This window comes from Ruegeria sp. CF5 (assembly GCF_056537325.1).
Genome location: NZ_JBQFRI010000003.1, coordinates 395785 through 418537 on the forward strand (window position 1 = coordinate 395785; position 22753 = coordinate 418537).

Annotated in this window: 17 protein-coding genes; 12 read left to right on the forward strand and 5 right to left on the reverse strand. The window is 57.2% G+C overall.

Annotation, left to right across the window (positions count from 1 at the left end; all coding sequences use genetic code 11):
* Positions 1-153: 153 nt before the first annotated feature.
* Together ACR0NW_RS11175 and ACR0NW_RS11180 are read left to right on the forward strand one after the other, a co-directional pair.
* On the forward strand, positions 154-768 hold the full coding sequence (locus ACR0NW_RS11175) for an NAD(P)H-dependent oxidoreductase (RefSeq protein ID WP_480791824.1): 615 nt from the start codon (positions 154-156) through the stop codon (positions 766-768).
* 172 nt (positions 769-940) lie between these two features.
* Entirely contained in the window at positions 941-1294 is a 354-nt protein-coding gene (locus ACR0NW_RS11180; protein WP_480791825.1) for a hypothetical protein, read from the forward strand.
* A 47-nt stretch (positions 1295-1341) separates the two neighbouring features.
* Here the strand turns inward: ACR0NW_RS11180 and uxaC are convergent, their stop codons facing one another.
* From uxaC to ACR0NW_RS11205, 5 genes are read right to left on the reverse strand one after another with little or no spacing between them, the layout of a single operon-like run.
* Positions 1342-2751, reverse strand: coding sequence for a glucuronate isomerase (uxaC, locus tag ACR0NW_RS11185; protein ID WP_480791826.1), 1410 nt, complete (start codon positions 2749-2751; stop codon positions 1342-1344).
* The gene (locus tag ACR0NW_RS11190; RefSeq protein WP_480791827.1) at positions 2748-4211 is read right to left on the reverse strand and encodes a mannitol dehydrogenase family protein; all 1464 of its coding nucleotides are present in this window, start codon (positions 4209-4211) and stop codon (positions 2748-2750) included. Before ACR0NW_RS11190 ends, uxaC begins: the two co-directional genes overlap by 4 nt.
* A 20-nt stretch (positions 4212-4231) precedes the next feature.
* Positions 4232-6616: a glycoside hydrolase family 31 protein gene (locus tag ACR0NW_RS11195; protein ID WP_480791828.1), complete on the reverse strand. Its 2385-nt coding sequence runs from the start codon at positions 6614-6616 to the stop codon at positions 4232-4234.
* A 10-nt stretch (positions 6617-6626) separates the two neighbouring features.
* Positions 6627-7928: a TRAP transporter large permease gene (locus ACR0NW_RS11200; RefSeq protein WP_480791829.1), complete on the reverse strand. Its 1302-nt coding sequence runs from the start codon at positions 7926-7928 to the stop codon at positions 6627-6629.
* A gap of 9 nt (positions 7929-7937) precedes the next feature.
* Positions 7938-8462 (reverse strand): TRAP transporter small permease, encoded by a 525-nt coding sequence (locus ACR0NW_RS11205; protein WP_480791830.1) that lies wholly within the window; start codon positions 8460-8462, stop codon positions 7938-7940.
* A gap of 236 nt (positions 8463-8698) precedes the next feature.
* On the opposite strand from ACR0NW_RS11205, the gene ACR0NW_RS11210 reads away from it, so the two are divergent.
* The 10 genes from ACR0NW_RS11210 to ACR0NW_RS11255 all read left to right on the forward strand — a co-directional run bounded on the left by ACR0NW_RS11210 (position 8699) and on the right by ACR0NW_RS11255 (position 22750).
* On the forward strand, positions 8699-9679 hold the full coding sequence (locus ACR0NW_RS11210; protein ID WP_480791831.1) for a TRAP transporter substrate-binding protein: 981 nt from the start codon (positions 8699-8701) through the stop codon (positions 9677-9679).
* 15 nt (positions 9680-9694) lie between these two features.
* Positions 9695-11521 carry a glycoside hydrolase family 2 protein gene (locus tag ACR0NW_RS11215; RefSeq protein ID WP_480791832.1) on the forward strand — a complete coding sequence of 609 codons (1827 nt, stop codon included), beginning with the start codon at positions 9695-9697 and terminating at the stop codon, positions 11519-11521.
* Positions 11518-12252, forward strand: coding sequence for an FCD domain-containing protein (locus ACR0NW_RS11220; RefSeq protein WP_480791833.1), 735 nt, complete (start codon positions 11518-11520; stop codon positions 12250-12252). Before ACR0NW_RS11215 ends, ACR0NW_RS11220 begins: the two co-directional genes overlap by 4 nt.
* Before the next feature lie 21 nt (positions 12253-12273).
* Complete coding sequence (uxuA, locus tag ACR0NW_RS11225; RefSeq protein ID WP_480791834.1) at positions 12274-13437, forward strand: mannonate dehydratase; 1164 nt, start codon at positions 12274-12276, stop codon at positions 13435-13437.
* A gap of 2 nt (positions 13438-13439) precedes the next feature.
* On the forward strand, positions 13440-14345 hold the full coding sequence (locus ACR0NW_RS11230; RefSeq protein WP_480791835.1) for a sugar kinase: 906 nt from the start codon (positions 13440-13442) through the stop codon (positions 14343-14345).
* Positions 14346-14805: 460 nt separating this feature from the next.
* Positions 14806-15912, forward strand: coding sequence for a cytochrome-c peroxidase (locus ACR0NW_RS11235; RefSeq protein WP_480791836.1), 1107 nt, complete (start codon positions 14806-14808; stop codon positions 15910-15912).
* Positions 15913-15923: 11 nt separating this feature from the next.
* A complete protein-coding gene (locus ACR0NW_RS11240; protein ID WP_480791837.1) occupies positions 15924-17111 on the forward strand; it encodes a cytochrome-c peroxidase in 1188 nt (395 codons plus the stop codon).
* 5 nt (positions 17112-17116) lie between these two features.
* Positions 17117-17686 carry an arsenate reductase (azurin) small subunit gene (locus ACR0NW_RS11245; protein WP_480791838.1) on the forward strand — a complete coding sequence of 190 codons (570 nt, stop codon included), beginning with the start codon at positions 17117-17119 and terminating at the stop codon, positions 17684-17686.
* A gap of 14 nt (positions 17687-17700) precedes the next feature.
* On the forward strand, positions 17701-20382 hold the full coding sequence (locus ACR0NW_RS11250) for an arsenate reductase (azurin) large subunit (RefSeq protein ID WP_480791839.1): 2682 nt from the start codon (positions 17701-17703) through the stop codon (positions 20380-20382).
* 163 nt (positions 20383-20545) lie between these two features.
* Positions 20546-22750, forward strand: coding sequence for a HEAT repeat domain-containing protein (locus ACR0NW_RS11255; RefSeq protein WP_480791840.1), 2205 nt, complete (start codon positions 20546-20548; stop codon positions 22748-22750).
* Positions 22751-22753: the final 3 nt, after the last annotated feature.

Consider the following 22753-nt stretch of genomic DNA (forward strand, 5'->3'; position numbering starts at 1 on the left):
GCCGCCAAGATGGCACTGCGCGCCCTCTGGCTATTCACGAAGGGGATATTGCCTGCCGGTTTTAGAAAAAAGTACAGTTTCTTAACAAACGTTAACGCCAGATTGCTTCCCTGCCGGTTAGGTTCCACCAGAAAGATAATCCCCGAGTCGATCATGCGTATTCTCGTCGTTTTCAATCACCCCTCTGAGGGCAGCTTTTGCAGTGCCATTTTGCGATCCGTGCAAAATGGACTGGAAGCGGCTGGCCATGAGTGCGATCTGATCCACCTTGACAAAGATGAGTTCGATCCCGTGATGCGCGCCAAAGACCTGAGGGCGTTTGTGATGGCACGCACTCAACCCGACGTGTCTGATGAACTGCTGGACGCCCGTGTTCTGAACTATAAAGCGCGGGTTCAGGAGGCAGAGCACATCATCTTTATCTTCCCGATCTGGTGGGAACTTATGCCCGCCCTCATGAAAGGGTTCGTTGACAAGGTGATCTTTCCCGGGATTGCCTATGATTACAATGAATCCGAAACCCGGATGCTGTGCAGGCTGGACCGGCTTCGGGGGATCACGATGATCACCACGATGAATACTCCGTCGATCATCTACCGGCTTTTGTTCGGAAACGCGATCAAGAAGGCCCTGTTTACAGGGACCTTCTGGAAAATGGGCGTCCGCAACCGCAAATGGATCAACCTGACCTATGTGAAATTCTGCAAGCCTAGAAAGCGCGAGAAATGGCTTGAGCAAATCGAGGCCAGAATGCTGTTTCTGACCTGAATTTTCATGTCGCTCACGGATAAAACTCGCCTGCTGACCCCCTCCCACGTATCTGAACTTCCCTCGTAAGGTGATGCGCTGGACGCAGGCAAACGGGCCGGGCTGGCCACCACTCACGAAAAGATGCGATCAACGCGTCATACCCAGCCCGGTCCGTCCAAAACACTGACATATGCTGTCAAAAGATTGGAAACCCCATGGCTCGGCGGTCTGCAGACCGTCGCGGACAAAAGGTATTTTCACGACGGATGCTGACGCCGCGCTGGTCAAAGCCACGCATGAGTTTGTTGCAAAGGATACGAACGGCATCATCCAGTGCTACAACGGCAAATACGGAATCGAGAACTCGGCTGAATTGATCGAGCAGTTTCGCCCGGTGGTCGGCAAGTGGTTTGAACTTACTGCCAATGTTTCTTCCGTTGAAGAGGTGGAAGATCTGTTCTGGAAAAATCTACTCCAAGGTGGATGTGGAAACCTACGGTCAGTAAATCTGGGTGCCAGTAAATTTGAGGGCCTGCCACATTGACGGTGGCAGGCCATTTTCCTTGTAAGCCATTGCTTTGTAGTCAGTATTCAGGGCGGCGATATAAACCATTCCGCAGCATTGTCATGGCATACGCGACGGACAAGCGATCCGGCCAGCTCCGGGTCATTGGGGATGTGACCGCTTACCATCCACCCGCCGATCATCCGGCACAACAGGCGGCGAAAATACTCGTGCCTTGGAAAGGACAGGAAGGAACGGGAGTCCGTCAGCATACCGACAAACCGTGACAACAGACCCATCTGAGACAACTGGGTCATCTGGCGTTCCATTCCATCCAGTTGATCGTTGAACCACCAGGCGGTTCCCGCCTGAATTTTCCCCGAGTAGCCGCCCAGCTGAAAGTTGCCCGCCGTGGTTACGATGACCTCGTTTCGGGTTGGATCAAGACAATAGAGAATAGTGCGCGGTAGGCCGCCCGTTTTGTCGATTGCATCCAGCAGGGCGTTCAACGGCGCGGCAATCGGGGTGTCGTCAATGGAATCACAGCCGATGTCCGGCCCAAGCTGGTCGAAAAGGCGCGTATTCGTATTGCGGAGTGCGCCGATATGGTACTGCATGACCAGATCACGCGCAGCATAGGCACGCCCCAATTCGATGAGGACAGCGGCCTGAAAATCAGCCTGTTCCTGCCGGGAGACATCCTGACCGGAACGCGCCTTGTCCAGAATGCGATTTCGTTCGGCATCGCTCAGCGGCCCGAAAATGGGCAGGAAGTCTAGGCCATGGTCGCTGGCTTTGCATCCAGCCTGAACGAAAAAGTCTAGACGATTGATCAGGGCCGATATCAGATCGTCAAAGCTGCGGATGGGGATGTCGGACATCTCGGATAGCCGTTCCAGATAGGCACCGTATCCCGGTTTTGTAATCTTGAACGCGGCATCGGGTCTGAAGCTGGGAGCAACGGTAAAACCCGCGTCGGACTCCGCCGCAAACGCGCGATGTGCTGCAAGATCGTCGCAGGGGTCATCCGTGGTTCCGACAAAGGAGACATTCATCTGCCGTAAAAGCCCACGCGCCCTGAACTCGGGTTTCGCCAGACATGCGTTTGCAGTGTTCCATGCATCAGCAGCGGTTTCTGGGTTCAGTACGCCATGCCATCCGAAATAGCGGGACAATTCCAGATGGCTCCAATGATAGAGTGGATTGCCCAGACAGTGCGGCATGGTCTCGGCAAAGGCCATGTACTTTTCAAAGTAGCTCGCGGTGCCGGTTATCCGGCGTTCGTCAATTCCGTTCCACCGCATGGCGCGCCACTTATAGTGATCCCCTTCCAGCCAGATCTCACCAAGATCAGACCATGAACGGTTTTGCAAAATGGCGTTGGGATCCAGATGATTGTGAAAATCGACGATTGGCAGTGGCGCAGCGACTTCATGATAAAGCTGCTCTGCCTGTGACGTATCAAGCAGGAACGTGTCGGACAGAAAACCGCTCATGACTGTGCCTCATTCTGTTTTGCAGCCTCTGCAAGGGCCAGCCGGGTACCTTTTTGCGAAATCTGTCTGTAAGCGTCGCGGATGCAGGTTCCGAACGCGGGATGTCCGGCCAGTTCGGGATCAAAAATCCGGTCGATTTCAAGCAGGGCATCCACATAGGCATCGCCGTCCTTCCCGACTGAACATTGCGCCAGTGTCTCTGCCAGCGGGTCCTGCACCGACAGTGGGGTGCCATCTTCGGCCTGCCCCCGGACAAACCGCATCCAACCGGCAATGGCCATGGCGGACAGGGGCCATGCTCTGCCAGTCTGAAGGTGGTATTTGACCGGAGCCAGCAAGCGTTGCGGCAGTTTTTGACTGCCATCCATGGCAATCTGAATTGTGCGGTGATGCAGGCGCGAGTTGCCGAACCTGTCGATCAGGCGGTCGGCATAGCTGCGCAGGTCAACATCTTCGGGAACGCGCAATGTCGGAGCTTGTTCAAGCAACATCAGCCGGTGGGCGCCGTTGCGAAAAAGCTCGTCCTGCATACAGTCCGCCACCGTTTCATGACCAGCCAAGGCCCCCAGATAGGCAAGAAAGGAATGCGCGCCATTCAGCATCCGCAACTTCATCTCTTCATATGGCGCGACGTCCTGCACAAATTCGGCACCTGCGTGTAGCCAATCTGGGCGACCCGCCGCGAATTCATCTTCGACTACCCATTGGCGAAACGGCTCACACACAATGCCGTTTGGGTCCACATGGCCCAGCAGGTCGGTCAATATCCGCTGCCCGTCTTCATTCAGTGCCGGGACGATGCGGTCAACCATCGAGCAGGGGAAGGTGCAGTTTTCGCCGATCCATTGCGCCAAGGAGGCACCGCGGGCCGTGGCCATGGACAGAACTGCCTGACGGCACAAATCCCCGTTAGAAGGAAGATTGTCACAGGACAGAACGGTAACGCCGCCCAATCCCGTCGCGCGACGGCGCTGTAGTCCTTCGACTATCGCGCCGATGGCAGTGCGTGGTTTGTTCGGGTTGGCCAGATCCTGTCGGATTTCGGGTAGATCCATATCCAATTGGTTCCCTGCCAGACAATAGCCCTTTTCCGTGATACTTAGCGTGATAATCGCCAGCGCGTGGCTGGCTATGAGGTCCGGAATTGCATCTGCGCCGTCCCGTGCCGGATGCAGGCTTTGGATGACGCAGCCCATACGCCGGGCCGATACCCCGTGATCGTCTATGGCGGCGACCGTGTAGACCCCCCCGGCCCGGTCAAGTTCGGACAGTTGCTCGACCCCTGAATTCAGTCTGGCAACAGCGACGCCCCAGTCTCCGTCGCCGCCCTCCAGCGCCAGATCGGTGTAGAACAGTGGATGGGCGCGGGCGAACGCACCAAATCCAAGGTGCAGGATACGCGGGCGCAGGGCGCTTCGGTCGTATTCGGGGTGTACAAGCGTTATGTTCGATACGGACATGGCCGGATCTCCGGTTGGTGTCAGGTCGGGGATTTCAGTTTCAGATGTGCGCCTGACGTACAGAGTTGCCCCTGAGCGATCAGGGATTGGCCCGAGATGTGGCGGATTTCCATATCTTCGAAACAAGGCGGGCGATTGCCCCGAACGGTCCAGGTGATCTCCGGTAGCTCCTTGCCGAAACGGACGTTGAAACGGGTCATGCAGAATTGGTCGACCAATGCAGCCTCACTTTCACCGTCGTCGTCATACATCCACGAAATGTATGGCTCGCTTTGATCGGGTGCAGGACAAACCATCAAAACCCGGCGCGCTTCCTGCTCTGGTGTTGCACGGATTGCGCCTTCGGAAAGGGGCAAAACCGCTCCTCCGCGCACAAACAGGGGAATGCTGCCAAGCGTTACCGGCAATTCGACCCTGTTTCCGCCCGGGTACCAGGTTGCGGTTTCATAATGCCACCAGCCGCCGGGCCACTCTGGGAGTTGTATCAACCGATGACTTGCGCCGGATTTCAGAACCGAGGCCACCAAAAGATCGGGGCCCAACATGAACTCGAACTGCGCATCGCGACAGGCCGGGTCTTCGGGGAAGTCCAGAAACAACGGGCGCAAAATCGGCTCATGCTCAGTCGCTGCGCGGTAAAGCTGGGTGTAAAGGTAAGGCAGCAGGCGATAGCGCAAGCGTATGGCATCCCGAACAAGGGGCGTGACCTCGGGGTGCATCCATGGCTCGTTCACCGTGCCATCGTCATTCCACGAGTGGATTGTGAAACGCGGATGGAAAATCCCGTTCTGCACCCAACGCAGGAACAATTCGGGATCGGGTTTGGCACCGGCAAACCCTCCGACATCGTGGCCGATGTTGTAGAACCCGGATATGCTGAGCCCCAGCCCCATGGGAATGTTCCATCTGAGCGTATCCCAACTGGTCCGGTTGTCCCCGGTCCAGGTCTGTGCGTACCGCTGGGTGCCCGGTGCAGCACTGCGGGAAATCAGGTACGGGCGCTTTCCCGGTGCAAAGGCTCGCTGCACCTCACATGAGGCGCGGGACATCAGCATCCCCATCAGTGGTCGGATTTGACCTGTTGCAACCTCGCGCCCAAAACCGTCGCAAGGCGCAGAGTCATCCCAGACCTCAAATTCATTATTGTCATTCCAGGTTGACGACACGCCCTGTTTCAACAACGCGTTGGTCACATTGTCCTGCCACCATGAGATGGTCGACGAATTGGTGAAATCCAGATGGCTGCCGCAACCGTCCCAGAACGAGGACTGTTCAGGCCCATCTGTTTCGCTGTCCCGGATAAACAGGTCCTGCCGGACGGCTTCGGAATATTTGGGGTGGTCATCCAGCAGGACAGGTTTGATATTGGCGATCAGGTGCACATCGCTATCCGCAAAACGACGGGCGAGGGCGGGGAAATCCGGAAACTTGTCCCGGTTCCAGTTAAAGACATAGCGTTGCTTTCCAATCGATGTATACCCCGAAGACATCTGAAAGCTGTCACAGGGAATGTCCTCTATGTGCAGCTTGTCCAGAAAACCCAACAGTTGTGCCTGCGCATCCTCGGCGTCGGTGTAGGCCATTGATGAGGCGGAATAGCCAAGGCTCCATCGCGGCATGAAAGCGGTTCCACCGGTCAGGGCCACCTGCTGTTTGACCACGCCCCGAATATCCGGCGACCAGCTGACATACAGGTCCAGATCGCCGTCCTCGGCCCGCCAGAGCCGGTAAGGCGCGTGATAGTTATCCAGCTCGTTGCCCAGATCGCACCAACTGGTCGACAGATTGTCATAAAACAACCCCATGGCACCGGCGCCGGGACGTTCGGTGATGGTAAAGGGGATGTGTTTGTACAACGGATCTGTGGTTTGCGCGTCATACCCAAGCGCATCAAGGTTGCGCATTTCAAAGCGGCGACCGCTACGTTCAAGTGGCCCGGATTTTTCACCCAGCCCAAAATAGCGTTCACCCGGGTGTCGGTGCATGTAATGCGCGACGCGGGTGTCGCGGCGACCCAGCATATATGCCCCGGTTGTCCGGTCCTCGGCCAAAGGAACCCATGGTGCGTCCGGGGTGGCGCGGCTTTCCCAACGCAACGCCAGAGGATGCAGCACCGTCAACCGCAGATGCCCGGTTTCAAGTGTGAGTTGACCGCCGGTATCAACCCGGCACCCCGGCAAGGAAAAGCCACTGGTGTCTTCGCGGTCTCGCCCTTCCCAAGCGGTATCTCCGTCAGGCGCAACGGACCAGCTCCGGTTCAGTCGCCATTGACCTTCTTTCAGAAGCTGTACGCGAATAAGCGTTTGTTCCAGAACCGTTACGCGTAACAAATGTCGATCTTCGACCTTCAGGACAAAGCCGTTTCTGTCGTGGTTCTTCAGTCTCCAGTTGCGCAGGGTTTTCATGAGCGATTTCTCAGTAACCCAGCAACAACTGCGGCAGGAACAGGCTGATTTGCGGGAAGTAGGTGACCACCAGAAGAAGACCGACCAGAACGGCATAGAATGGCAGCATGGGCCTGATCACCTGACCGATTTTCACCTCACCAACTGAACAACCGACAAACAGCGCCGAACCTACGGGTGGGGTACAGATACCGATGCACAGGTTGAACGTCATCACCACACCGAAATGTACCGGGTCCATGCCCAGATCGCTGACCACGGGCAGAAAGATCGGGGTAAAGATCAGCAGGGCAGGGGTCATGTCCATGAAGGTTCCCACCACTAGCAACGCGATGTTGATGATAAGCAGCAGAACGATCGGGTTTTCCGAAAGGCCAAGCAGTGCATCCGAAATGGAATAGGGAATGTCGGCAAAGGCCATGGCCTTGGACATCGCGATCGAACACCCGATCATAAGCAGCACGATCGAAGTGGTCACGGCGCTTTCCAGAATGATCCCCGGAAGTTCCCGGACCGAGATTTCACGGTACCAGATCAGCGCCAGAAACAGAGTATAGACCACTGCCACTGCAGATGCTTCGGTGGCGGTGAAAATGCCCCCGACGATGCCGCCCATGACGATGACGATCAGACCCAGCGGCAGCATTGCGTTCAGCGCCTTTTCAGCGGTTTCGCGCAGTGACGGCCGCTCGGCCACCGGATATCCGCGCCGCTTGGCGATGATGCCCGCGACGATCATCAGGCTGACACCCATCAGGATACCCGGGATATACCCCGCAACAAAAAGGGCTGCGACCGAGGTGCCATTGGTGATCAGAGAATAAACGATGAATGTTGAACTGGGCGGGATCAGCAAACCGGTCGGACATGAGGCAACGTTCACCGCTGTCGAATACGCCGGATCATACCCTTCCTTGCGCTGAAGTGGTGACATGACGCCACCAACCGCCGCCGCAGATGCCACGGCCGAACCCGAGATCGAACCGAACATCATGTTGGCGATCACGTTGCAATGGGCCAAAGCGCCGGGCAGACGACCGCCCAGAACCTTTGCGAATTCGATCAGACGCAACGCAATGCCACCCCGGTTCATGATGTTTCCGGCCAGAATGAAGAAGGGGATCGCAAGCAACGTAAAACTGTCGAGGCCCGACGCGACCTGTTGCGCGACGATATAGACCGACTGATCGAATGACATGAACAGCAGGAACGTGGCCAGCGCCGAGAGGCCGATGGAAAAGGCGATTGGCACACCAAGCGCCATGAGCAGCGCGAAGGTTCCGAACAGGGTGGCGACCGATTGAATATCCATGATGCAGTCCTAGTCCAACGGTCCGCCGGGCGATGTCGGCCCAAGGCGCTCGTTCGGTCCTTGCCCGGTGCGCGCGAGGTCGAATACGAACCCGAAACAGTAAAACAGAATTGCCAGACCGGATGCCGGAATGGCGACATAGACCAGCCCCATCGGCAGCCGCAAAGCCGGAGAGACCTGACCCGTTTCCAGGGTTCTCGAAACCAGATTGTACCCGCCATAGATCATGACCACGCAGGCAAATGCCGCCACCGCGCAGATAATGGCAGCGTTGACGATGGTCCTTGTCGCGCCATGGGTGATGTTGGGCAAAAGATCGATTGCCAGATGCCGGCGCTGTCCAAGCGTATAAGCGCCCCCGAGAAGCGCGACCCAGATGAAGAGAAAGCGCGCCATCTCGTCGGTAACGGTGCTTGGGCTGCCAAGCACATATCGGGAAAATACCTGCCAGATCACACAGGCCACAAGCACGCCAAAGGCGATTACGATCACGACGCGCAGAACCGCATCGACAGCGGCGGTAACTTGTTTCATGGGCCCTCCTCCCACGGGTCGGCACCTGCAGAGTATCTTGTGGGGCCTGTCCCGCAATCGCTCTTGCCTCAATAAATCGTATTGGTCAACCAATTTGTCAAATTTGGTTGACTAATTCAAAAAACTGGGCGATCACATTGGTGGTTGCGGGCCGGCGGGCGGGCCGCGACGCCGAATCCGTCCGTATGCAGGTTCAGGGAATCTGCGGCACTGGCCCGCGAGTTTTGGAGGAGACAATGTCAAAATTCTCGAAGATCACCGCAGCAATGGCTGTCAGCCTGTTGGCGATGTCGGCCGCGGCCGAGGCCAAGACCCTGCGATTGAACCACAACAACCCCGAAGACCATCCGCTGCACAAATCGATGGAGTTCATGGCTGAACGTGTCGACGAGTTGACGGATGGCGACCTGAAAATCCGCATCTTTGCCAACGCTCAGCTGGGAACGCAGCGCGAGTCGATGGAGCTGATGCAAAACGGCTCGCTTGATATGGCGCGGTCGAATGCCAGCGAGCTTGAGGCCTTTGAAGAGTCATACGGCGCGCTGAACCTCCCATACATCTTCACCAGCGCAGATCACTATTTTGACGTTCTCAGCAGCGATATCGGCGATGACATTCTGAATGCATCCGCGGACAAGGGCTTTATCGGGCTTACCTATTACATCGAAGGCGCGCGGTCGTTCTATGCGAACAAGGAAATCCGCTCACCGGCCGATCTTGAGGGGATGAAGATCCGTGTGCAGCCCAGCCCGTCGGCAATCCGTATGGTCGAATTGCTGGGTGGCAACCCGACCCCGATTGCCTGGGGTGAACTGTACAGCGCACTGCAGCAGGGTGTCGTTGACGGAGCGGAAAACAACCCGATGGCGCTGACCAGCGCGCGGCATGGCGAAGTCTCCAAAGTCTATTCCGACGATGGCCATACGATGATCCCGTCGGTCGTGATGATCTCAACCCAAAGCTGGAATGATCTGTCCGAAGATCATCAAAAGGCGCTGCGTCAGGCTGCCAAGGACTCGATGGTGTTTCACCGCGATCAGTGGGACGCTATGAGCGCAGCAGCCGTTGAACAGGCCAAGACCGAACTGGGCGTCAAGTTCATCGAGGTAGAAAAAGGCCCGTTCATCGAAGCGGTCCTGCCGATGCATGAGGAGGCAGCAGCGAATTCACCCGTCGTTGCCGATCTGATCGAACGCATCAAGGCCGAGGCCAACTAAGACGGGGTTTGCGCGATGCTCGAACGATCGGAACTTGCGGATAACGCGTTACAGGCGCTGCATGATGAAGAGTACGATGTACCCTTCAACCTGCAGAACCTGAATGCCGATACGCTGCTGTTCACAGCCGGGCGGGCATCGCGTCCTCTTGATGGGGACTGGAACTTCTGTGTCGATCTTCTGGATACGGGGCTGCGACAGAAATGGTTTGCTATGCAGCCCTCGGCCCCCGAAGACCGGACCGGGCCTTGGGATTATGACCCATTTGATGGTGAAACCGCGCCAGTGCCATCAAACTGGGCAATGCTGAAGGACAAGTGGTATTTCTTTGAGGGCAGCGTCTGGTATACGCGCGCGCTGGACATGGATTCGATTGACCCGTCAAAGCGTCAGTTCCTGCGTGTCGGCGCGGCGTCTTATGATTGCAAGATTTTCCTGAACGGAGAGTTTTTGGGCAATCACTACGGCGCTTCGACGCCATTTTGTGTGGAGTTGACGGGTAAGCTGCAGCAGGGGCGCAATTGGCTGATGGCCTGTGTCAACAATACCCGCACACGCGACCGGGTGCCCATGCGCAATACCGACTGGTTCAACTATGGCGGGCTGTATCGCGAGATCGCGTTATACGAAACACCATCCACTGTGATCCAAAGATTTTCTTTGCATCTGGTGCCGGATGGAACCTATGCCCGACTGCGGGCTGATATACTTGTCGACGGACCTGACGCCGGACATGCACGTATCCGGATTCCGGAGCTGGGGGTTGAACAGGAGGTCGAGCTGATCGCAGGGCAGGGCACAGCTGAGATTGCAGCGCAGCCTTTGCTCTGGTCGCCACAAAACCCAAAACTCTATGATGTGCACGTTACGCTGGGCACAGACAGTGTCACTGACCGGATCGGCTTTCGCCAGATCGAGCGACGCGGAACCGAGATTTTGCTGAATGGCGAGCCGGTTTTTCTGCGCGGAATATCGGTACACGAAGATGACGCCACATTGGGCAAGGTGACGACCGAAGCAGATTTGCGCCGCAGGTTCGAACACGCACGCGAGTTGGGCTGTAACTTCCTGCGGCTCGCGCATTATCCGCATCATGAACGCGCGGCGGAACTGGCCGATGAGCTTGGTTTTTTGCTGTGGGAGGAAATCCCGGTCTATTGGGCCATCGACTTTGCCAATCCCGCCACATATCGCGATGCCGAAAATCAGCTGCGTGAACTGATCCTGCGTGATCGGAACCGGGCTTCGGTCATCATCTGGTCGGTGGGCAATGAAAACCCCGACACCGACGCGCGTCTGGACTTTATGCGCCGTCTTGCCGAGACCGCCAAATCGCTCGATCCCACACGGCTGACCTCGGCTGCCTGTCTAGTCAACCACAGCCTGAACAGGATCGAGGACAGATTGGCCGACTATATCGATATCATCGGCCTGAACGAATATTACGGCTGGTACGAAGAGGATTTCGACGATCTGGCACGGATCGGAGCAAACTCTGCTCCGCAAAAGCCGGTCGTGATTTCGGAAACAGGGGCGGACGGGGTGATTGGCCCCAAAGGGCCAAAAACCGGCCTGTTTAGTGAGGACTATATGGCCGAAGTGTATCGCAAACAGATCGATGCGCTGCGGAGGCTTGACTATATCAAAGGCATGTCACCGTGGATTTTGTATGATTTCAGGGTCGAACGCCGTCAGAACAAGTTTCAGAACGGGTATAACCACAAGGGTCTGATTGCGGCGGACAAGGCGACAAAAAAGCGGGCCTTCCATATTCTGGCTGACTATTATCATCAGATCGCCAACGAGGCCGCGAACGAAAGAACTAATGAGGAGGCCGTATGAACGACGTCTCAAAACGTCCCTATCAGGAAGTTGCTACGCAACTGATAGAACGGATTGCGCAGGACGGTTTCAAACCCGGCGACAAGTTTCCTACTGAACGGCAGATTTCCAAGGAAATGGGGATCAGCCGGTCACTGGTACGAGAAGCGTTCATAATGCTCGAGATTGAAGGGTATCTGGACGTTCGCAAGGGGTCCGGAAGCTATGTGTGCGAGCGCAAATCCGGCAGGCCGGGTGTAACGGCCAGTGACTTTGGCCCATTTGAACTGCTTCAGGCACGACAATTGCTGGAAAGCAGTATCGCAGGCTTTGCGGCTACGACCGTGACAAAGGCCGATATCCTGCGGCTACGTGAGACGCTTGATCTAGAACGGCGATCCATTGAAAGCGCCGAGGATGATTACAGCGCCGATCGTATGTTTCACCTGCAAATTGCCGAGGCCACGCAAAACTCGGTTCTGGTCAACCAGATCGATGAGCTGTGGCATCTGCGGGAATCGAGCTCGATGTGGGACAGGCTGCATCGCCGGATCTTTGATCTGAGCTATCGCAGCAAATGGCTGGACGATCACGCGGCAATCCTTGAGGCGTTGCGCCGTCGCGACGCGGACGGCGCGCGGCAGGCGATGTGGCAACACCTTGAAAATGTACGGCTGACGCTTCTGGATCTGTCGGATGTCGAAGACCCGGAATTCGACGGCTATCTGTATTCCAAAGCAGTTTCGGGCTGAACGCGGACAAAGGGGGCATTCATGCTGGAAAGTTGGCGTTGGTTTGGGCCGGGTGATCCCATTCCGCTTGCTCATATCCGTCAGACTGGGGCAAAGGGAATTGTCACAGCCCTGCACGACATTCCCAACGGGCAGGAATGGCCGGAGGATGCGATCGCGGACCGCCGCAACATGATCGAGGCAGCCGGGCTGAACTGGGTCGTAACCGAAAGCATTCCAGTACACGAAGATATCAAGCTGGGCGCGCCCGGCTGGGAAAACTATGCGCAAATCTGGGCCAAAACCCTTCGCAATCTGGCGCGTCAGGGAATACGAAACGTCTGCTACAATTTCATGCCGGTGCTTGACTGGACCCGGACAGACCTCGCTTATGCCCTACCGGACGGTTCTCTTGCGCTCAGGTTCGAATTCACGGCCTATGCTGCATTCGATGTGTTCATTCTGGAACGCGAGGGGGCGGCACAGGACTATTCACCTGCAGATTTGGCTGCCGCTGAAGCGTGGTACGCAAACTCAAGCACCCAGACCCGCGAAAGGCTGATCCAGACCGTGATTTCCGGCCTGCCAGGTTCGGAGGAAAGCTATACCCTTGAAACGCTGCGCGCCCGGCTTGCCGCCTATCGCTCATGCAACCACGCGTCACTCAGAAACCAGCTTGCGTCTTTTCTGGACATTGTACTTCCGGTTGCCGAGGCCGAAGGGGTCCGGTTGTCCCTGCACCCCGACGACCCTCCGCGCGATTTGTTCGGATTGCCGCGCATTGTATCGAGTCAGGAAGATCTGGAATGGATCGCGGCCCGGTCGTCGTCGCCGGCGCATGGGTTTACGTTATGCACAGGCTCGTTGGGTGTGCGGGCCGAAAATGACCTTTTGGCGATAGCCAAAAGCCTCGGGCCGCGCATTCACTTTGCGCATCTGCGGGCAGTTCGCCGTGAGACCGACCCGAGGGATTTTCACGAAGACTGCCATCTGGCAGGTGACATGGACATGGTATCAATCGTGCGCCAGCTTTTGCGGATTGAACACTCAACTGGCTTTGAAATCCCCATGCGTCCCGATCACGGCCATCAGATTCTGAATGATCAGGAAACGATATCAACTCCGGGCTATCCCGCTATCGGGCGCTTGCGGGGTCTGGCTGAACTTCGAGGCGTTGCGCACACGCTAAATGCTCTTGGCGTTTGATTATGAACCAGAGACCCAAAAAGCTCTTGTGCATTGGTGAGTGCATGGTCGAAATGTCACCGCGTGGTGGCGGCATGTTCCAACAAGGATTTGCCGGGGACGTATTCAACACCGCATGGTATGCACGAAAACTGTTGGCCGGCGATTGGACCGTCGCCTTTTATTCCGCCATCGGTCAGGACAGCATTTCGAACCGGTTTGCCGATTTCGCGGAAAATAATGGGATCGAGACAGCCACGATCCGCCGTCTGCCGAACCACACAATGGGCCTGTACCTGATCGAACTGGACAACGGAGAGCGCAGTTTCTCGTACTGGCGGGGACAAAGCGCGGCACGGCAGCTTGCATCTGATCCCGATCACCTGGAAACGGCGGTTTCAAGCAGCGATCTGGCTTATTTCTCCGGAATTACCCTTGCTGTCCTTCCCGAACAGGACCGTGAAACGTTGATCCGTATACTCGAGCAGGCACGGGCATCAGGTGTCCAAGTAGCATTTGATCCCAATATTCGGCCAAGGCTCTGGAATAATACGCCAGAGATGCACCACTGGGTTCAAGCCGGCGCGCAGGTCGCAGACATAGTCTTACCTTCGTTCGAGGATGAGCAGACGCATTTCGAAGATGCTGATCCCACATCTACTGCGATGCGATATCACGCGCTGAACAAAGGTCTCGTCGTCGTAAAGAATGGGGCGGCAGATGTCACATGCCTTAGGAAACTTGGGGAAACGCTTATACATATACCGGTTCAACCGGTTCAGGATGTGTGTGACACAACCGCTGCCGGTGACAGCTTTAACGCAGCATTTCTGAGTCATCGGGCTGCAGGTAAAGGGCTGGAAGAGTCTGTGATTTTTGCCTCAAAACACGCGGCCAAGGTAATACAGCACCAAGGCGCCCTTATGTGAGAATTACCCAAAAGGGCAAGGACGCTGATAATAATAGGAAAATCCGATGATGTTGCCCACGACTGGTTTTTCTCGCTGTGTAATTTGAGGAACGTATCATTTCTGAATGCCTCACGGGTGACGCTATCACTTTGCAGTGTCACCATTAGTTAACATAAGACGGATTATACGAAGAAGGCGATCTAGTCGCAGAGTTAGTTTTCCGCGGCCGTGGCGTAGTCTCCAGTGACCCAATCCCAACGATACTGGGTTGACCGAAACAATGCGGGCAGGCACGCCCCGACATGGTGTAAAACCAAGCGAGATCTAAAGCTGGTCAGTTTGACCCAGCAAACATGCAAGTGATGTCCACCAAGTAGTTCATTTTCCTTCACATCACTTAACCTGGATCAAGTCGGAATAAAGCAATCCCGTCATAAAGTTCCCCCGCCAGCCGGATTGGCGACAAAGGGGCCTTTAGATGATGATCAAAGCCAGAACTTGGTTCAGGATACTGTCGGCGGTGTCATTGCTGGCAATCAGTGCCACGCTACCGGTTCAGCAGGCCCGGGCGGATCAGCCCGGGCCGGTCGAAGCAATTGAATTTGATTCTGCCAAGGCCGAGCTTGGCAAGAGGCTGTTTTTTGATCCGCGCCTGTCTGGCGATACCGAACTGTCCTGCGCCAGCTGCCACCAGCCGGAGCACGGATTTACCGATGGTCAGGCCCTGTCGGACGCCTATGCGGGCAACCTACATTTCCGCAATGTGCCGACTTTGATCAATAGCGCCAAGCGTTCAGCCTGGTTCCATGACGGGCGCATCGGCACCAATCTCAACGACGTGACCCGCGAAAGCATAACCGAGACCTACTCCATGAACATGGACATGCGTTTGATGCAGGAACGCATCAAGCAGGACCCGGTCTATGTCGAGATGTTTCAAGCTGCCGGATTTGGCGAGCCTTCGAACGGCGGTGTCCGCAACGCGATCCCGGAATATCTGAAAACGCTGATCTCGCGCGGTGCGCCATTTGACACCCGTGAGATGTCTGAAGACGCCAAAGCAGGGTACGAACTGTTCAAGGCCAAGGGCTGTAATTCGTGCCACTCTGGCGAGCGGTTCACGGATGACCTGCCGCATAACATCGGTGTTCCGGACAACCCTGAAATTTGGGCGACCCCTGAACGGCACATCACGTTTGTAGCAATGATGAAATTCCTCGGGCTTGAGAATTACATGAACGTCCGCCGTGATCCGGGCGCTTATATCCGAACTCACACGACCGACACTTACGGCACGTTCCTGACCCCAACGCTGCGCGAGCTGACCTACACCGCCCCTTACATGCACAACGGCACAATGGCGACGCTTGAGGATGTGGTGGCCTTTTACAATGCCGGTGGCGGCGAAGACGAAAACAAAGATCCGCGCATCAAGCCCCTGTACCTTTCCGAGACCGAACAGGCGCAGCTGGTGGCCTTTCTCATGGCACTCTCCGGCGAGCCACTGACCGGCCCCGAATTCGTCGCCGACGGCATCGATACGGACTATGCGCCAATCGAAAACTGGCAAGACGCGGCAAACTGAGGAGCGGACCCATGAAAGACCTTTCGTCTTACCTTACAGGCACAATCGCCACCGCTGCCTTGTTTGCCGTTCTTGGGTTGCAGGCAATAGCAGCAGATAGCATGGTGATTGAGGCCGGTATCGGGGGTGCTGACCCCGACACGGATGCGCCTTTGGTGGCGCTGGGGGAACCGCCTGTCCCGCTGGACAACCCGCAGACTGAAGCCAAGATCGAACTGGGCAAGATGCTGTTTTTCGATCCGCGTCTGGGTGGTAACCCGTCCACGCCCTGTTCGGCCTGTCACAACCCCTATGTGGGCTGGGATGTCGAGGCTCCGATCTCGTTCGGCTATCCCGGCACGACCCACTGGCGCAACAGCCAGACCATTGTGAACTCGGCCTATTACGGAAAACTGTTCTGGGCGGGATCAAGCAAAAGCCTTGAAAGTCAGGCCAAATCCGCCGCAGGCGGCGCAGTCGCAGGCAATGGTGAGGCCGACATGATGGAGGCACGTCTGGCCTTCGTGCCCGAGTACGTTGAACGCTTCAACGACGTCTTCGGCGATCAGTGGCCGCGTATCAGCAACGCATGGCGGGCCATCGCCGCGTTTGAACGGACCATCATTCAGACAGACACCCCCTTCGACAACTATCTGCGCGGGGATGATGCGGCGCTGACCGAGGAACAGAAACGCGGGCTGAAACTGTTCACCGGCAAGGCGCAATGTTCCGAATGTCATAACGGCGCGCTGCTGTCGGATGAGAAATACTACAACACCGGCGTGCCGCCCTATGACGGTTGGCAGGATGAAGGTCTCGCGCAAGTCACCTTCCGGTATGAGCTTTATGCCAAAGGCTCGACCGAAGAAATGTATCGCCACAGCAAGGACGATCCCGGCTTCTACTTCCGCACCAAGGAGAAGGCCGACAAGGGCAAGTTCCGCACGCCTTCCCTGCGCTACACCCTCTATACCGAACCCTACATGCATAACGGCATGCTTGAGACGCTTGAGGATGTGGTTGAATTCTACAACCAGGGCGGCGGTGAGAATGAGTTTGCAGAAAACAAATCCCAGCTGATCCAACCTCTTGGCCTGAATGATCAGGAAAAAGCGGATCTGGTGGCCTTCCTGAAATCCCTGTCCGGCGCGGAAATCCTGATCGAGGAACCCATCCTGCCGGATTACCAGCCGCTTCCTGCGGTTGCAGCAGAGGAGTAAGCGTCATGACAGATCATAGTGCAACCGGATGCAGCTGTTCGGGCGAGGCCAAAAAGGCCTGCACCGTGAACCGTCGCCAGTTCCTGTTCGCCTCGGGTGCCACAACCTTTACCGTGATGGTGGTGATGCCCACCCGCCACGGTCAAGCCGAACAGGTGCCTGCCCTTGTGTCGACCTATCCGCGCAAGCTGATCGGCAAACTGTCCGAGCTGGAACAGGACATGCCGGTCGAATTCTATTACCCGGATGAAGGCGACTATTCAGACTCGATCCTTGTCAAGACCGGTGTGGAAAGCGGCGGCGGCATCGGGCCGCATCGGGACGTTGTGGCCTTCAACCTGACCTGCACGCATCAGGGCGGCTCGATGTATGACACCTATAAGCCGGAACATAAGGTGCTGGGCCCGTGCCCTCTACACCTGTCCACCTATGACGTGACCCGGCATGGCATCCTTGTGTCCGGTCAGGCGTATCAATCACTGCCGCAGGTCCTTTTGGAACTGGATGGCGACGATATCTACGCTGTCGGCATGTTCGGCCTGATCTACGGCCGCTACGACAATCTCATCGCATAAGGGGAAACTGACGCATGGCAACCCCGTATTACGTTCCTGAAACCAACGTCCCGCTTCCGCCCAAAGGCGCCGAAGTCATCTCGACAGCCTGCGATTATTGCATCGTGGCCTGTGGTTACAAGGTCTATCGCTGGCCTGTGACGGCCAAATCCGGCGGACCCGGCGCTCAAGAAAACGCCTTTGGCGAGGACTTTCCCGTGGCATCTTTGGGGTCGTGGGTGGCCCCGAACCAGCATAATATCGTACTGCACAAGGGTCAGCCTCACCATGTGGTGATCATCCCCGACAAGGATAATCAGACCGTCAACACAGACGGCGACAGCTCTCTGCGTGGCGGTTGTATTGCGCAGAAGTGCTATAACCCGCAGACGCCCACACGCGACCGCCTGAAGACACCATTGATGCGGATTTATGGCACATTGATGCCGGTTCCCTGGGATCTGGCGCTGGATGTAGCAGCCGAGGTGGGCAATCACGTGATCGCCAAGCACGGCACCAATGCCTATGGTGTAAAGACCTTCAGCTATCAGTATATCGAGAACACCTATGCGATCTCGAAATACGCGCTGCGCCATATCAACACCGCGAATTTTACCTTCCACGATACGCCGTCCGACGTGACGTCGACCCCCGGTTTCCGGGATGCCGGGTTCGACAACTTCGGCCCGTCCTATGAGGACTGGCGGGATGCGGAAACCCTGTTGGTCTGCGGCACCGACCCGTACGAGACCAAGACCATCCTCTATACCCAGTGGATGATGAAAGGGATGCAGAACGGTCAGCGAGAGATTTATCTGATCCCGCGCCGCTCGGCCGGAGTGGCCCATGCGGAAAAGATGGGCGGTTTGCATATCGACGTGCTGCCGGGTACCGACCTGCTGGTCGTCAACGCCATCGCCCGTGTCATCGTTGAAAACGGCTGGGAAGACAGCGACTGGATCAAGAAATGGGTCAACAACAAGTGGGAAAGCTCGTCCGGCTTCGGTCAGGGCACCCGCAATACGCCATGGCAGTGGCGCACGACATGGGGCAAGTTCCAGACCAAGGGTTTCGAGGACTGGAAAGAGTGGCTGCTGTCACAAGACGAATTCGCACCTGAGACTGCCGCCGCCATGGCCGAGATTGACGTGCAGAAGATCTATACGGCTGCCGAATGGCTGGCCAAACCCAAGGCGGATGGCTCGCGCCCGAAAACCTCGATCATGATCGAGAAAGGGTTCTATTGGTCAAACAATACCGGCAACACTCAGGCGATTTCCGCGTTGGGCATCATCTGTGGTTGCGGTGGGCGTCCGGGTCAGGTCATTGGCCGGGCCGGTGGTCATCAGCGGGGTGGCGTGAAGGGCGGGAAATACCCACGCAACAAATCGCCCGAAAAGCTGCCGGGCCGCCGTCGCCGTGCCATGGACACCGACCGGTACCTGATCGCAGGTCACACGCGTATGGCCCACGTGATCGGCACCACATGGATTCAGTCCATGTGCGGTTCGCAACAGCTGGCCGACAAGTTTGAGGAACTGACCGTTCGCAATCCGCATCAGATCGCCTCGTTCGATAAGCAAGAGATGATCGACACATTGAAGGCCCGTGCCGACAGCGGGGGCATGGTGGTGATCAATCAGGACATCTATCTGCAGGACCCGATTGGCAACCGTTACGCCGATATCGTGTTCCCGGCAGCGACATGGGGCGAAGAGGACTTTCTGCGCGCCAATGGCGAGCGCCGCCTGCGTCTGTATCAGAAGTTCTACGACGCGCCCGGATCGGCGAAACCGGACTGGTGGATCATCGCGCAGCTTGCCACCCGGATGGGCTTTGACGGGTTCGACTGGCAGAACTCGAACGAGGTCGCGGAAGAGGCCGTGCGCTTTACCCGCGGGTCGCGCAAGGACTTCCACGCGGTTCACCGTCTGGCCAAGGCCGAGGGGAAAACCCTGCATGCCAAGGTCCGTGAATTCGGCACCGACGGGGTACAGTGCCCGGTCATGCTGGATGCTGACGGGGTCACGCTGATTGAAACCAAGCGTCTTCACGACACGACCCGTACGCTGCCCGATACCGGCGCCGCAGGTAAGGACGTGTTCAACAAGAAGCTGACCCATTTCAACAGCCAGACCGGCAAGTGCAATATCCAGAAATCGCCTTGGGGGCTGTTCTCGGACTATTGGGAATGGCTGAAACCCAACAAGGACGAAGGCGAGCTCTGGGCCACGTCCGGTCGGATCAACGAACGCTGGCAGTCCGGGTTCGACGACCGCCGCCGCCCGTATATCGTGCAGCGCTGGCCGGAAAACTGGGTCGAGATTCACCCCGACGATGCGGCCGAGCGCGGGATCGAAAGCGGCGACTATGTAATGGTTTGTTCGGAACGCGTTCCGGGCAACAAGACCACGCTGCTGGGTGTGGAAGGCGACGACTTTCAGTTCTCGAAACTGATGGAGAACGGGCATATCGAACTGACCAAAGCGGCGATTACTGCCGTGGCCATGGTCACGCCCGCCATCAAGAAAAGCGTGGTTTACATGGATTTCCTGCACATGCAGCAGCCTGCAAATGCGCTTGAGGGCCGGATCGTCGACTGGATCAGCGGCAATTACAATTACAAGATGGGCGTGGCCAAGGTTCGCAAACTGGGGCCGAGCCCCTACAAAACCTCGTTCCGCACGATGTCCTTTGCACCGCGCGACATCGCCTGATCATGAAATTTCGAGGGGCGGACGCCATGCCGCCCTTCGGATCGGCCCAACTGCAGAATGGGCCGTGAACCGGAACCCCCCGGTTCGCCTGGAAGGCAGGTATCGTTGGGAAACCTGCCTTCCACCTTCACCCGACTGTCCCAACCGTTACATGGCAAACGATATGAAAGTTCATTCCAATACTGCCCTGCGCGATGAGGCCATCGGCCTGTTTTCCGAATATGCGAAATCCGAATATGACGTGATCCGGCTGCGCGCCGTTCAGGCGCTGGCCACAATCGGCGCAGGGAACAGCCCCGCGTTGGTCGAGGCGCTGCTGGATGATGATGAAGACGTCCGTCAGGATGCTGCTCAGGCGCTGGGTGCGCTGAGTGTGAAAGAGGCCGCGCCGCAACTGCTCGAAAATCTGATCAACGATCCCTGTGGTGAGGTGAAACTGGCCTGCGTGACAGCTCTGGCCGAGTTGAAGGCCAAGGAGGCCATGCCGTATCTACGCGCACTGGCCACCGGGCGCGGAGATGAGATCATCTGGGATGAGGATGAGTTGCATCTTGATGAATGGGACGACTGGCTGGACACCCAGATCGCGGCGATCAGGGCATTGGGCACCATGGGTGATGAGGCCGCGATTGAACCCATCGTTCTGGCCCTGATGGACGAAGACGGGCAGGAATTGAGCGACGTGGCCTGTGAGGCGCTAGGCCGTATTGGTCAGCCTTCGGTGCCGACGCTGGGTGTGTTCGCGCAATCCTCGAACCGTCGCCTGCGCCACCGCGCCCTGCGAACGCTGGCCAAAATTGGCGGGGCAGAGGCCGAAACAATTCTGCGCAAGACGCTGAGCGACAAAGATGGCGCTGTCCGGATGATCGCCTACGAAGCGTTGATGCCAAATGATCCAGATTTGGTCGCACGAGCCCTGACCGATCCAGTTGAAGACATCCGCATCGCCGCGCTGACCCTTTCGGGCTTTTCGGAACCGGAACTGCTGGATCGCATGATGCGTGATCCCGGCGCCAAGATGCAGTTGGCCCTGATCGAACGGCTGGAACGGAGCACTCCGATCACCGATCAGGAGGACCTGCGCTGGCAGGTGCTCGACTTTCTCGCCACTGGCCAACAGCCTGAGGTTTCAGCGCAAGCGCTAGGCTTGTTGGCAGCATTGGCCCCCGAACTTGTGGCGGATCGCCTGAACACGCTGTTTTCTGCTGTGGCGGATGACCTCAAGGCCGAGCGTGTACAATGGGCCGTTGTGGATGCGCTGGCGACCTCACCCTTGCGCGGGGCGGTGGAATGGTTGCAACGCGCGTGTCGATCTCCGTTCCGATCGGTGCGGCTCAAGGCTGTGGCGTCGCTTGCGATGATCGTGGCCGACGACGCCCGCCCGCATGTGAACCAGCAGCACGGGAGAGAGTTGTTGCTGTCACTCGCACTGGCCGCGATGCCGGTCGCGGCCGATGAGGAACCTGAGTTAGCCCCACAAACCGATCTCGGGGCGTTGGAAGAGGCCGGTCTTGATGTCTCGGATGGGGGCGAAAATGGCCCGACCTCAAGCCTTGGCGCCATCCTCGGACATAATGCGATCGCCGCCGAGATGACGCAGGAAGCCGAAAAAGACGAGATGCAGCCGCTGACGCCGCGCGAACAGGCATTGTTGGCCAAGGCCACCCGCCACCCAAAACGCCGCCGCGTTGCCCTGGACGACAATGCTGAAGCACTGGAGCAGGAAACTCGCATGTCTGCCATTCGTCTGCTGGGCGAGGTGAAGGACATGCAGATCACGCTGGCACAGATCGCAATGGACCCGGATTCCGATATTGCGCAGCAAGCCCTGTCCTCTCTGGCTGTTTCGATTGTCCGCCATGGGGCCGAACTGGGCGAGGACCAATTGGTCGAACTGATCACCCACGGCCTTTCGAACGCGGAATCCGGCCTCTCGCTCCAAGCCCTCAGACTGTTGCATCAAGCCGCTCTGCCGCCGCAGGACGCGTTACGCAGCAAGCTGCGGGCGATGTTACGAAGCAGCGAGGTTCCGTTTCGCATAGATGCGATGCACATCCTGTGTTGCTGGGACGGCTCTGTCGATGTGCCGCGTGGCTTACTGTCAGATCCTTCTGCACCGGTCCGTCAGGCAGCGATGCGGCTGATCGCAGACGTTGCGCCGGATCAGGCTGGCACAGAAATCGTGCAGTTCCTCTTGGCCAACCCCGAGCAGCGGATCGTGACCTATATCAATGACAACGCGCAGACCGTCGGCTCAATAGGGCAAACATTGCTGTCCGAGTTGCGGAATCGGGAACGCCGAACGCATTGGCCAGTGATGATCAATGCACTGGCCGACCTGCTGGCATCCCCAAAGCAGGCGGCCTGAACC